The 12,727-nt window shown below is 34.2% G+C and carries 13 protein-coding genes, 2 tRNA genes, 1 other RNA gene and 3 pseudogenes (1 of these 19 running past the window's edge); 16 read left to right on the plus strand and 3 right to left on the minus strand.

Features of this window, described 5'->3' with window-relative positions; genetic code table 11:
* Positions 1-62: 62 nt before the first annotated feature.
* Positions 63-135: transfer RNA gene (locus tag BN1372_RS13970), tRNA-Arg, on the plus strand.
* Positions 136-299: 164 nt separating this feature from the next.
* Here BN1372_RS13970 and BN1372_RS15965 read toward each other — a convergent pair.
* From BN1372_RS15965 to BN1372_RS15055, 3 genes and pseudogenes are all read right to left on the minus strand, one after another.
* Positions 300-610, minus strand: a pseudogene (locus tag BN1372_RS15965) (IS3 family transposase); the annotation flags it as partial.
* Between the two features lie 141 nt (positions 611-751).
* The gene (locus tag BN1372_RS15970) at positions 752-937 is read right to left on the minus strand and encodes a hypothetical protein (RefSeq protein ID WP_456085401.1); all 186 of its coding nucleotides are present in this window, start codon (positions 935-937) and stop codon (positions 752-754) included.
* Positions 938-999: 62 nt separating this feature from the next.
* Positions 1,000-1,245, minus strand: coding sequence for a hypothetical protein (locus BN1372_RS15055; RefSeq protein WP_082419067.1), 246 nt, complete (start codon positions 1,243-1,245; stop codon positions 1,000-1,002).
* A 46-nt stretch (positions 1,246-1,291) separates the two neighbouring features.
* On the opposite strand from BN1372_RS15055, the pseudogene BN1372_RS14790 reads away from it, so the two are divergent.
* The 15 genes and pseudogenes from BN1372_RS14790 to BN1372_RS14065 form a co-directional block, all read left to right on the plus strand.
* A pseudogene (locus BN1372_RS14790) lies at positions 1,292-1,501 on the plus strand (IS3 family transposase); the annotation flags it as partial.
* A gap of 806 nt (positions 1,502-2,307) precedes the next feature.
* A complete protein-coding gene (locus BN1372_RS13985; protein WP_062200937.1) occupies positions 2,308-3,111 on the plus strand; it encodes a hypothetical protein in 804 nt (267 codons plus the stop codon).
* On the plus strand, positions 3,098-3,790 hold the full coding sequence (locus BN1372_RS13990) for a hypothetical protein (protein WP_062200938.1): 693 nt from the start codon (positions 3,098-3,100) through the stop codon (positions 3,788-3,790). The genes BN1372_RS13985 and BN1372_RS13990 overlap by 14 nt, the downstream gene beginning before the upstream one ends.
* A gap of 1 nt (position 3,791) precedes the next feature.
* Positions 3,792-4,346: a DUF4352 domain-containing protein gene (locus BN1372_RS13995; protein ID WP_062200940.1), complete on the plus strand. Its 555-nt coding sequence runs from the start codon at positions 3,792-3,794 to the stop codon at positions 4,344-4,346.
* A 756-nt stretch (positions 4,347-5,102) separates the two neighbouring features.
* Complete coding sequence (locus BN1372_RS14005) at positions 5,103-5,756, plus strand: ATP-binding cassette domain-containing protein (RefSeq protein WP_062200943.1); 654 nt, start codon at positions 5,103-5,105, stop codon at positions 5,754-5,756.
* 563 nt (positions 5,757-6,319) lie between these two features.
* Positions 6,320-6,547 carry a sulfurtransferase TusA family protein gene (locus BN1372_RS14015; protein WP_074018200.1) on the plus strand — a complete coding sequence of 76 codons (228 nt, stop codon included), beginning with the start codon at positions 6,320-6,322 and terminating at the stop codon, positions 6,545-6,547.
* A gap of 447 nt (positions 6,548-6,994) precedes the next feature.
* A pseudogene (locus BN1372_RS15060) lies at positions 6,995-7,824 on the plus strand (TSUP family transporter).
* 620 nt (positions 7,825-8,444) lie between these two features.
* Positions 8,445-8,936 (plus strand): tRNA adenosine(34) deaminase TadA, encoded by a 492-nt coding sequence (gene tadA, locus BN1372_RS14030; protein WP_062200948.1) that lies wholly within the window; start codon positions 8,445-8,447, stop codon positions 8,934-8,936.
* A 47-nt stretch (positions 8,937-8,983) separates the two neighbouring features.
* Positions 8,984-9,076 (plus strand) — tRNA-Ser (locus BN1372_RS14035).
* A gap of 72 nt (positions 9,077-9,148) precedes the next feature.
* An RNA gene (gene ffs, locus BN1372_RS14040) (signal recognition particle sRNA large type) lies at positions 9,149-9,413 on the plus strand.
* Between the two features lie 137 nt (positions 9,414-9,550).
* On the plus strand, positions 9,551-11,245 hold the full coding sequence (gene dnaX, locus BN1372_RS14045) for a DNA polymerase III subunit gamma/tau (protein ID WP_062200950.1): 1,695 nt from the start codon (positions 9,551-9,553) through the stop codon (positions 11,243-11,245).
* 42 nt (positions 11,246-11,287) lie between these two features.
* Complete coding sequence (locus BN1372_RS14050) at positions 11,288-11,611, plus strand: YbaB/EbfC family nucleoid-associated protein (RefSeq protein WP_062200952.1); 324 nt, start codon at positions 11,288-11,290, stop codon at positions 11,609-11,611.
* Positions 11,612-11,625: 14 nt separating this feature from the next.
* Positions 11,626-12,222 carry a recombination mediator RecR gene (recR, locus tag BN1372_RS14055; RefSeq protein ID WP_062200953.1) on the plus strand — a complete coding sequence of 199 codons (597 nt, stop codon included), beginning with the start codon at positions 11,626-11,628 and terminating at the stop codon, positions 12,220-12,222.
* 14 nt (positions 12,223-12,236) lie between these two features.
* Entirely contained in the window at positions 12,237-12,455 is a 219-nt protein-coding gene (locus tag BN1372_RS14060) for a YaaL family protein (RefSeq protein ID WP_062200956.1), read from the plus strand.
* A gap of 70 nt (positions 12,456-12,525) precedes the next feature.
* Positions 12,526-12,727 carry the 5' portion of a pro-sigmaK processing inhibitor BofA family protein gene (locus BN1372_RS14065; RefSeq protein ID WP_062200958.1) on the plus strand. The gene runs 53 nt beyond the window's last position, so the window shows 202 of its 255 coding nt (coding positions 1-202); the start codon lies at positions 12,526-12,528; its stop codon lies beyond the right edge, outside the window.

Consider the following 12,727-nt stretch of genomic DNA (forward strand, 5'->3'; position numbering starts at 1 on the left):
AATTGATTCGTTACGGTGGAATGTAACGAATTTTTTTTGTATTTTTTGTTCCAAGTACATATGGCTCCGTAGCTCAGGGGATAGAGCAGTAGTTTCCTAAACTATGTGTCGGAGGTTCGAATCCTCTCGGGGCCGCTTTGATAACCTTGCTACAGCAAGGTTTTTTTATTTGTTTTTTTTATCTATTGCTTAAAAAAAAGAAAATTGGGGTCTAATTAAACATTAGCACGCAAAGGTAAATAAAACCCAACCATTGGTCATCTAAAGTGTACCTTTTGTAAAGGACATTTTGAAAAAGCCTAGGCAACTTGTTGAAGCTGCTGTCTGTATGTTGCAGGTGGTAGCTTTTTTAAAATCCATTGCCCACGATAATAATTGTAGTACGTCATGTAACTTTTGATTTCTCATTTTACTTCTTCTAGTGTTTTGCAATCTTTTATATTTGTTTCATCTTTCAAATGGTCAAAGAATGATTCTTGTGGTGCGTTTCCTAGCAGTTCCCACGGTGTGACATCGACTGTCCTAGGTTCATTTTCTTCACGAACGCTCGGTAGGTTGGGCTTGTATAATGGAATCCTTGAACGGAATGGATAAAGACATCTTCTGTTAAATGTTTATGTTTTCTTATCTTTTTGAGCGTATGAAGGGCAATTTCCAATGACAAAGAATCCGATATTTCATAGGCTAAAATTTCGTTTGGTTCAGCGTCTTTAATCGTTGATAAGTAAGCACGTTTGCCGTTTCGATACGTTTAAAATACGTGATGTCTGTTCGTAGCACTTTTCCTGCTTGCAACACCTTGCTTAAAGTTGTTTGGGTATGTACGGTGTTCCTTCGTTGCTTTTGCCATACGTCGGTATGGATTCGCTTTTCGTATCGGACAACTAATCCCAAACTTCTTCATAATGCGCCGAATCCGTTTTAAGTTATATGTGATGCCATATTGGTTTTAAAGCGTCATTTTAATTTGGTGTGCTCCTTTTTACATCTACGGAAATACTACGCCTTGAAAATAATGTCTTTCACTACTTCAGCTGCTTCATCCTGACTCGCACGGTTTTGCGCTAATTGTTCATCGAAATAATTGTAATAACTAAAACGGGAAACGCCCATCAGTTTATTACATAAATAGCTCACCATATGCTTTCGTTTATATCGCTGAATCGTTTGATAGATTAATTCAAATTTTATTTTTGTTTCGATTTCATCATCTGCCTTTCGAGTAGATCTAACTTTTTTAATCATTCGTTTTCCGCTTGTAGTAAATGGTTCTTTGCCTCTAAGTGAGCAATCTTTCAGTTGTAAAGGATGCCCTTATGACAACGCCTGTATAGAGCCTTTTCATGCGACGTTGAAAAAAGAAGAGGTGTATCTAACTAGTTATTTAGACTTTGAAGCTGCAAGATTGGCCCTCTTTCACTATATTGAATCATGGTACAATCGAAAACGAATTCATGGGTCAATCAATTATTTAACGCCGGAGCAATTGGAAGATTTGTGAAGAGAAACCGTAGCCTGATTAGAGGGAGTCGTCTGACCTGACGATTTATCCTACCTACACATTTTTTCGGAACAACATCCATGGGTTGTATTTCGCTGGATACAGGACACTCCATGAATGGTTGTTGTGCAGAAAAAACTTAATATTTTTGTGTCCAGAGTCTTGACGTAAATCCAAATTGTTACTTCATTTAATACTTTATTTCTAGTATAAACCTCTAATTTAATCTTAATAAATTCTTCCTCACCAGTTTTACTAATTACAGCTTCGACATCTTCCATTACAAACTGATTATCTTTAAAGCTTACAGGTTTATCTACCAAATCAAGTGTTTTTTGATTTAACTCATTTGAATCTAATAAATATGTGGGAGTGTCAATATTTTTGTGTAAATGACTTTTCAACCTTTTCAGATAGATGTCACTTTAAACGGCGAAGAAGCAACTGTTCGCCATTTTCTTTGCAAAAACCTTTTTTTGTAAATTAAATTATAATGGAGGAAAACAAACAAACCATTTACATAAATGGAATCATAGTATATTATAATAATTAAAATACAATATATTACATATTAAGATGAATTAGTATGATTTGAATTTATAAAAAAAGCACTACTTGTAGGAATTCTCATAGGTTCAATTGCTACCATGGGTACGTTAGAGGCCAAAGCTTCTAATTTCAGTTCATTTAATGTAAATGGTATATGGAGCCCAGATTCTATCTAAGATAGTTAAAGGGATTAGTGATACTTATTTTATCTGAAGGACTTCAAAAAAATTGAAGTCCTCTTTTTGGGAGTGTTTACATTGAAAGACATTTTAAATTTAGAGATTAATAGAGCAATTAAAGGAAAAGTTTTTTTGGTTTCTTTATCCATATTATGTCTCTATATGATATATGATATCGTATTTTCGGTTATTCCAACTTCTAATCAATCGTTTTTCCAAATTAATCCCGCCCTAGTAACACCACATAATTTGTGGATTGGCATGGATACTACAAAAGCCTTTTCAAGAACTTATTTTTTCTTAATGCCAGTAATCGCAACTTTACCATATGCAACATCATTGGCTTCTGATAGAAAAAGCAAATTTATATATTCAGTCATCAGTAGATCTAGTAAACTTAATTATTTTACTTCAAAGTTTATTGCTTCTTTTCTTGCAGGAGGATTGCTTTATGTCGTTCCGTTGCTTCTACATTTCTTAATCTTGAGTTTAATTTTTCCTGGTTATCCTTATTACTTTGGTGACTTTCTTGTACCAAATGGCTCTTTTTATGAGTTAATTTATTCTCATCCAACACTATATATATTAGTAATGTGTTTCATTAATTTTTTTTATGCAGGTTTATTTTCAACATTAGGGTTAGCGGCATCTTTTTTTACTAATCGAATATTGATATCCTTTATGACACCTTTTTTGGTTTGGATTAGTATAGCAGTTTTAGCCGAAGGTATGGGAATGCCTTATTTATCCCCTGAAAGGTTTTTAAGACCTGAAGGTGTGACTGGTTTTTCTTTGTTTTATGTTTTATTCTTTTTCAGCATCATTATGGTAGTCTCTTTTATAATTTGCAGAGTAGAAGGTAAAAAAGATGAAACAACGTAATATTATCATTGATGTAACTACTGTCAATTACATTATATCTGTTGGAATGTTGTTTTGCTTAACCTTGGCAATGGTATTGAAAAGTCGTGGGGATCTTAATATTTTATTATCTTCTATATTCGACCCAAATATATATGTGCTATTTATTGTTCCAACGTTCCTATTTTATTTTTCCTCTTATTTAGAAGTTTACTTAAAAAATGAAATTGTTACTAGATTACAATCAAGAAAAAATTTTTGGATATTTTTTGTGAAAAAGGACTTGTTGGCATTGTGTAAATATCAGCTTGCTTTTCATGGCATCCTATTTATGGCTATAAAGGTATTTAGAATGAACGGTACATTTGTTTTTAGTGAGTATTTTTATATGAGTTTAATAATTATTATCGGTATCTTCAGTGTATCTTTACTATTTTTAATTATGGTATTTTTTTCGAAAAACATCATTTTTTCTCTAATCGGGGTATTGATAATATTAATTTCAGAGATATTTGAATATAATCCATTTCCAATTTTTGTGGGTCGATTGTTTGAAATGCAGAATACTTCACTTCTAAATAACCTTTTGGAAAAGGGTATATATTATACAGCTTTTATTTCTATTCTTTTAATTGTTGGTTATTTTCTAAGTAAAAGAATAAATCTGATGTTCAAAACAAATCCATCTGAAGGTGATTAAAGTGAAAAAACGTAGTCGTCTAATAATAATGGTCTTATGTTTAATAAGTATTTTTGTTTGTGGTTTTCGATATTACGATCTTAATAATGACTTACCCAATAAGGTTAAAATAATAATGTATAAACAGGGTGAGAAAATACCTATTGACGGCGCGATGGTTTCAATTCATTCTGAGACTTCTACTAAACCTTATAACAATCAATCTCAAATAACTGATGAGTTAAATAAATATACATATTTAAAAATTAAAATGATAGTAGAAAACAAAGGGAATGTATCAATTAGACCGTTTGAATTTATTAATCATGACAATATTCGCAATGGTAATATGTTAAGATCCCCAGAAATACAAAAGAAAAGGGAGGATTTTGAGATTCCTCCAGGAAAAAATCAAACTTTTACAATGTATTATGCAGTTGAAAAAGAAAATGTAAAGTATGGTATTTACTATTTATTACCTCAATCTTTCACAAAAAAAGCAAATGAGTTTAGTGAAAAAGAGCGTAATGAAAATTTATTTACACGTAAGGAAGTAGTGCTTATAGATTCAAAATGAGGAGGAACAAATGAGGCATATATTAAAGTATAATATACTCTATTCCTTACATTTAAATAAATGGAAATGGGGTCTATTTATTATCTTGATCTCAATATTCATGTTACCGCATAGTCTTGTAGGTGAATCTAGCCTAGAACTTTTATATAACGGGTTTGGAGGGGTGTTTTTAGAAAATAAATCTAAAATACCTTATCTATATATTTTTCTTCAAATATATGTTTTGTTTATTGTAGGTGATTTCTTCAATCAAGATTATTCATCTACAGGAGTTCATTTAGTAATTCGACAAAAGAATAAAAGGACTTGGTTAAAAAATAAACTTATTTGGTTAAACATTAACCTGTTTGGTTATTATTTTTTAACAATGATTATATTAGGTTTCATGGGTAGGTTTACATTTTTTTATCATGACATAGATATTGAAAACGGATTATGTACATTCCTTTCTATTTTTTTATTATTGATACTAGGTTCATTTACCAACTCACTGATTTATTTATTATTTTCATTACTCCTGAATTCTAACTATAGTATTGGGATATTGATGTTGTTACATATTCTATCTTGTTTTGTACCTACGACATTTCTTCCAGGTGCACATACAATGATATTGAGGTTAGAACCGTTTAGTGGTGTTAATTGGATTGAAATTGTTTTGTTCAATTTAATACTAATTACTCTATTCCTTTTTTTATTGTTTATAATCATAAAAAGGAAAGATGAACTACTTCTATAATGGAGGTGCTATGAAATATGGACAATTATATTATTGTGAAAAATTTGAGTAAGAAATTAAAAGGGCACTATGTATTAAAAAATATAAATCTTAGTATTTCAAAAGGTGAAATCTGTGGTTTTAAAGGAAGAAATGGTTCAGGGAAAACGATGTTTTTAAGGTGTATAAGTGGACTATTACGTCCATCCGAGGGAGAAATTTTCATTGACGGAAGTAAACTAGAAGATAATTTTCCAAAAAGTATGGGAATCATAATCGAGTATCCAGGATTTATTCCTAGTTACACTGGATTTAAAAATCTAAAATTAATAGCTCAAATAAATAAAAAAATCGATGATAATGAAATTAAAAAAGTTTTAAAGGCTGTTGGATTAGATCCTGATGATGGAAGGAAAGTGAAAAAATATTCATTAGGGATGAAACAAAGATTGGGGATAGCTCAAGCCATTATGGAAAAACCAGAATTATTAATCTTGGACGAGCCTACTAATGCACTAGATCGAGAAGGAATAGCACTTATGAGAAATATTTTTTTAAAAATGAAAAATCAAGGAACAACTATTTTATTAGCAAGTCATGACCATGATGAACTAAAGGCAATTTGTGATAATATTTATACAATAGATAATGGGATATTAATAGAAAAAGAAAGCAACTTAACTGTGAGGTAAATTTATACTGCTCCTTTTCACGTATGTTAAGAAGGATGATATGGAAGTTTTTAATTTGATGAACGTTTAGTCATTTTGATTGTTTCATTATTCTAATACAGCTGACTATCATTCTACGGAGTTCTTTACTGATGCAATGATATAAATTACTTATTTTAAAACTTAAGAAAAATTACTCCTAAAGAGAAAAAAATATGCGTCTTCCATCGTTGCATTAGCCTGTTTATATGGTGTTCTTGTAAATTGGGGAGAAAATTGGCTTTTTACAGTGCTCTTAGGCTTCGGTTTCTTAATTTGTAGTATAATGGCCTTTTTTGATATAAAGCGTAGTTTGAAACAATCGTTTTGATGTTGCATCTTTCCCCTAAACATAAGTGTATTCGAAAGAAAAACTCGAATACACTTATTTTATTACTAAAATTACCTAGTAAAATGAAACAAGGCTGGTATGGAAACAATGTACTATATACATAGTAATAACGGTGAGTAAAAAGGTATTAAAAAAATTGTCGAATGTGTATAATAGAAAGGTATAAAAATATCTAGGGGGGTATATTTTTAAAGTGAAAACAAATCATATTGTAAACTTAGAAGGATTCTCTTGTTCTATGCTTATTATTAAAACAAAAAAGGCATTAGATGAATTACAATCTGGAGAAGTATTAGAGCTACATACAGCAGATAAAGGCTCTATTAATGATTTAAAAGCATGGACAAAATCCGTTGGTCATGAACTATTAAAAATTGAGGAAGAAGACGGAAAGCTTACATTTTGGATTAAAAAAGCATAAGAGAAATCATAAAGCGGGGGAGGAATCCTTCGCTTTTTTGTTGTCCAGCTCCGGTGGGCTAACGACCTCCGCCATAAGTCAAAGTGTTCTAGAGGCAAAGACCGCCTCTTCCACCCTTCGCCTTATAGCTCCGTCGTTGAACGAGCCCCCCTCTGCTTTTCTTATTGTCCAGCTCCAGGCGCTAGGGGCTCGAGCCATAAGCCATCTTGTTCCATGAGAAAACCCCACCTCATTCCACAAGCTGTCTTATGCTTGTCGACCCTGTGCGAGCGCCCTCTGCTTTTCTTATTGTCTAGCTCCGGGCGCTACCGACTTCCGGTATAAGCCGCCCAACTCCAAAGGCAAAAAGCGCCTTTTCCGTTGTTCGTCTTATTCCTCCATCGGTAACCAAGCACCCTCCGCTTTTCTTTTTTCCCTGTGTTTGTTATGTGGAAAGAGGAATGAATGATGGATGAGATTAGTGTTTCTCTGCTTTTCTTTTTAATTATGATTGGATTTTTAGCTGCGTTTGTTGATTCTGTTGTAGGTGGTGGGGGGATGATTTCTGTTCCATCACTTTTAGCGACAGGTCTTCCTCCAGCAGTTGCATTAGGTACGAATAAATTAGCGAGTACGATGGGGTCTTTTACTAGTACGCTTTCTTTTTTAGGTTCAGGGAAAGTACATAAACGACTAGTATTACGATTAGTGCCACTTTTTTTATTGCTTCGATTTTCGGGGTGATGGTTGTGCAAATTATTTCTTCGGAAATGCTAAAACCGGTCATTATTGTTTTGTTAGTTGCTGGGACGGTTTATACGTTATTAAAAAAAGATTGGGGAACGAAATCAACGTTTCGACGTTTAACAAAAAAACAATGTTTTTTCTTATCGGTATGTCCATTATGCTTGGATTTTATGATGGGTTTTTAGGTCCGGGTACAGGGTCTTTCTTATTATTTTTTTGTAATGATTGGATTTGATTTTGTGGAAGCTGTTGCGAATGCCAAAATCTTAAACTTTAGTAGTAACATTGCTGGTCTTTTAGCGTTTATGTATTTTGGTACGATTCGTTATCTCTATGGGATTGTGATGGGAGTAGCTATGGTAGCGGGGGCGTATTTCGGTACGCGGGTAGCCATTAAAAAGGGTGCTGCTTATGTGAAAAATTTATTTCTTTTTGTTTCGCTTTGGTTCATTATTAAAATAATCATGGCTCAATTTTCTAAAATGAATGTTTCGTTCGATAGTGGAAGTGAATTCATGTGTAGAACTATTATCTGTATGAACAAAATATAGTTCAAAATTTGCACCTTTTTTTCTTGATTAATATAATATTGAGTACTGTAAGATGTGACAATATCATCTTCAACGTATAAATTATAATATTTTTCTTCTTTTTTTGGTGTAAATATTATTTACATCTGATTTTATACTTTCATCTAATCAAAACGAAGAAATAATATCCTTAGTATCTTGTGCTAATTATTAAGTGAAATTTCAAAATTTTTAATTTTTCGTAAATCGATTTGGGTATTATTTTTATTTTTAGCCGAACTTACATTCGTAGACAGAGGGCTAAAAAAATAACATAGAACTCTTTAAAACAAAAAGCCTTTTCTATATAAATCCTTTCTCATGTTATTATGATTACAACAACAAGAGGAGGGATTTATATGAAGCCATACTATAAGTTATCCTATAAAGAAAAGTTTAAAAGGACCATTTATGCTGGTATACCGATACTTTTATTGAGTACAATAAATATATTTTATTTCGCTCCAACTATTAAGCAAAAAGTAATAGTTCCGTTGATACTATTACTAATTTGGATAGTACAATTAATTTATACTTATAAAAAGTCAAAAGAAGATAAGTTAATATAAAAAGGGTTCGCTTGCGGTGAAAGGAGAGAAGGAATGGGAGAGTTTTGTTTAGTAAAAGACCGCATATATATGGAAGAAGCGATAAAAGAAGCAAAAAGAGCAGAAGCAATTGGAGAAGTTCCGATTGGGGCGGTGATTGTGTACCAAGATGAAATCATTAGTCGTGGTCACAATGAAAGGGAAACGAAACAGCGTCCAACCGCACACGCAGAATTAATCGCGATTGAAGAAGCAAGTGAAAAACTTGGGACATGGCGTTTGAATGAGTGTACCTTGTATGTCACGCTTGAACCTTGTCCAATGTGTTCGGGTGCTATTGTTCAATCACGAGTAGGGAGAGTAGTGTTCGGGGCGACGGATTCTAAAGGAGGATGTTGCGGTACATTAATGAACCTTATTCAAGATGACCGATTTAATCATTGTGCTCAATTAACAAGCGGTGTCTTAGCGGAACAATGTGGGCAGCTATTATCTGATTTTTTTCGGAAATTACGGATAAAAAAGAAAGAAAAATCAGATAGTTGAATGCATAAAATAATTGTATTATACTAAGTAATGCATGATTTTGAGATGGAGGCGTACCCAAGTTTGGCTGAAGGGGACTGACTCGAAATCAGTTAGGACGCGGATGCGTCGCGGGGGTTCGAATCCTCTCGCCTCCGCCATAAAATGACAGTTGCAACTTATCGTTGAAACCGTTATACTAAATAAAGGAATGAAAATTGGTATCAATTTTGCCACGCTAGGTGGGGAATTAGCGGTGCCCTGTACTCGCAATCCGCTGTAGCGAGACGGAATCCCTTCCCGAGGTTAGTTAACGTATGGTCTGACTTAAGCAAGTGGTGTTGACGAGCGGGTCCTGCGCAACGGATGTTTATGAACCCTGTCAGGTCCGGAAGGAAGCAGCAGTAAGTAGGCCTCTCCGTGTGACGCGGGGGTGCCTGCTCTGAGCTAACTACTTGAGTAACGCGTATGAAGGCTATATCGACGGAAGGTGCGTGGCTTTTATATAATAAAAATCAAAAGAGCTGGTCTTGTTACCTGCTCTTTTTTTGTGATGAAAAAGGCTAGAGAATTCGTTTTGAAAATTGGTCTTTAATCGTTATAATAAAATGGAGTGAAAAAAAGGAGGAGCAGTCATGGCCTATCAAGCGTTATATCGTGTTTGGCGTCCGCAACAGTTTCAAGATGTTGTTGGTCAAGAACATATTACCAAAACGATACAACATGCAATCGTAAGCAATAAATTAACGCATGCATATTTATTTACAGGACCCCGCGGAACGGGAAAAACGAGTGCGGCAAAAATTATTGCGAAGGCGATTAACTGTGAACATGGCCCTGCTCTTGAGCCGTGTAACGAATGTGAGACATGTCGTTCTATCACAGAAGGTACGAATCCTGATGTCATTGAAATGGACGCAGCATCTAATAATAGTGTCGACGATGTTCGGGATATTCGTGAAACGGTGAAGTATGCACCAAGCAGCGCAAAATATAAAGTATATATTATTGACGAGGCGCACATGCTCTCAATCGGAGCTTTTAATGCATTATTAAAAACATTAGAAGAACCACCTGGGCACGTGTTGTTTATATTAGCAACGACAGAACCGCACAAAATTCCTATTACGATTATTTCGAGATGTCAACGTTTTGATTTTAAACGTATATCCAATACGCATATTAAAAAACGGATGGAAGAAATCGTAACTGCCCAAGAAGTAGCAGTAGACGACGAGGCATTAGAACTAATCGCAAAAACAGCAGAAGGCGGTATGCGTGATGCGCTAAGTTTGTTAGATCAAGCCATTTCATACAGCGATTCGCGGGTAACGGAAGTAGATGTGTTATCTATTATCGGTGGAGTATCACAAGATTTTATCGCAACGTTGGCAGAAGATATTCAAAAACAAGATGTCGCAAGCTTATTGCATGCAGTCGAATACATGATGGATGAAGGAAAAGATCCGCTTCGCTTTTTGGAAGATTTCGTCTATTATTATCGCGATGTTTTATTATATAAAACCCTTTCTACGATAGATGAAAGTTTGCTTTACTATCATCTGGATGAAAAGATGAAAGCACTCGCGACAGAGATAGAAGAAAAAACAATTTATAAAATTATTCATGAATTAAATGAAAGTAAACAAGAAATGAAGTGGACGACACATCCGCGAGTATTTTTGGAAATGATTTTTATTAAATTGACACAAAATAATCGCGTGATATCTGCTTCACCTGCAGAAGGTGAGGAAAACACTTCCATTCTCTTGAATCGAATTGTACAATTAGAATCAAAAGTCCAACAATTAGCAGAAAAGGGTGTGCCTGTTACACCGCAAGAAACACGGCCGCAAAAAGAAAGAAAAAATCGTCCAGCGCGATCGATGAAGCCAATAGTTTCCCGAGAAAAAGTAGCGCAGTTGCTTGGAGTAGCGACAAAACAACACTTGCAATCGTTACGTAATATTTGGCCGGATGTGTTACAAAAATTGCAGCAACAAAATATTCAAGCGCATGCGTGGATTAAAGAAGGAAAGCCCGTTCTTTGTTCTGATGAAGAGTGTTTACTCGCTTTTCCGTATGAAATTCATGCACAACAAGCGATGGGAGAAAAAAATCGCACGTTATTTGAAAGCATTTTGTTCCAAGCATTTGGTCATCCTATCCGTTTAGTCGCTATTTTTGAACAAGATTGGAATGAAGTGAAACAATCTTTTATTGAAGAACGAAAACATCAAGAAGACGGCGGGACAAAAACGGAGAATCTTCTTATTGAAGAAGGTAAAAAATTAGTTGGAGAAAATCTACTCGAAATTGTAGAAGAGTAGTGTACAATGAAAACAATGAATCAGTTAAAGGAGGAATTTAATATGATGCGTGGTATGGGTAATATGGGTAACATGATGAAACAAATGCAAAAAATGCAAAAGGATATGGCAAAAGCACAAGAAGCATTAGTGGAAGAGAGAGTAGAAGGTACTGCTGGTGGCGGTATGGTTACAGTTATTGCAAACGGCCATAAAGAAATCGTCGAAGTAAAAGTAAACGAAGAAGTAGTAGATCCAGATGATATTGAAATGCTTCAAGATTTAATTGTAGCTGCAACAAATGATGCATTAAAACAAGTGGACGGTTTAGTAGAACAAAAATTAGGAAAATTCACTAAGGGGCTTAATATCCCAGGATTATTTTAAGAGGATTTGATGATATGTACTATCCAGAACCTGTTTCGAGGCTAATCGATAGCTTTATGAAATTGCCAGGAATCGGACCAAAAACGGCCGTAAGACTGGCCTTTTTTGTTTTAAATATGCGGGAGGATGATGTGTTGGATTTTGCAAAGGCACTCGTGAATGCAAAACGTAATTTAACACATTGTTCGGTTTGTGGAAATATTACAGACCGTGATCCTTGTGCTATTTGTGATGATAAGCATCGCGATCAATCGATTATTTGTGTAGTTGAAGATCCAAAAGATGTGATTGCAATGGAAAAAATGAAAGAATACAATGGACTGTACCACGTGTTACATGGTGCGATTTCACCTGTTGACGGGATAGGTCCAGAAGATATTAAAATAAGTGAGCTACTGCAACGCTTGCACGATGAACAAGTAAAAGAAATTATCGTAGCAACAAACCCGAATATTGAAGGAGAAGCAACGGCGATGTATATTTCTCGTTTAGTTAAACCAACAGGAATCAAAGTAACGCGGATTGCACATGGTTTACCTGTAGGTGGCGATTTAGAGTATGCAGATGAAGTCACGTTGCTAAAAGCAATTGAAGGGCGAAGAGAATTATAAAAGAGGGTTACACGATGTTATTTTCTAGGCGAAAGAAACTACGACGTGAAAGTGATGAAAAGCTTTTACGAATGATTGAAACATATAAAGAACAACGGAAAGTTCAAGAAAAAATGTACCATCAAGCTATCGTAGAGTCATCAACGGAATTATTATATGACCTAAAATTAACAGAATCGAAATACTTCTTTTTATTAAAAGAAGCAAAAATTCGGAATATCTCGATGAAATAAGACTATTCTTTAATTAGGATAGTCTTGTTTTTTTCTTCTTTTTACTTAACAGAAAGATGGGAGATTCGTCATGAAATTTCTTTTTCTCATACTGTTTTTGTTGTTTTGTAGTTTCTTGTTTAACGTCATCCTTTCCTTTTCTATTACAAAAGCCATTTTGTCCATTTTTTTATTATTGATTGTAAATCTAATCGGTAGCCATTTTCAAATGATGATTCCTTTAAATTTATTTACGTTTGGTGTTGCAATGTTTTTACGTATTCCAGGAATCA

This window comes from Massilibacterium senegalense (assembly GCF_001375675.1).
GTDB lineage: Bacteria > Bacillota > Bacilli > Bacillales > Massilibacteriaceae > Massilibacterium > Massilibacterium senegalense.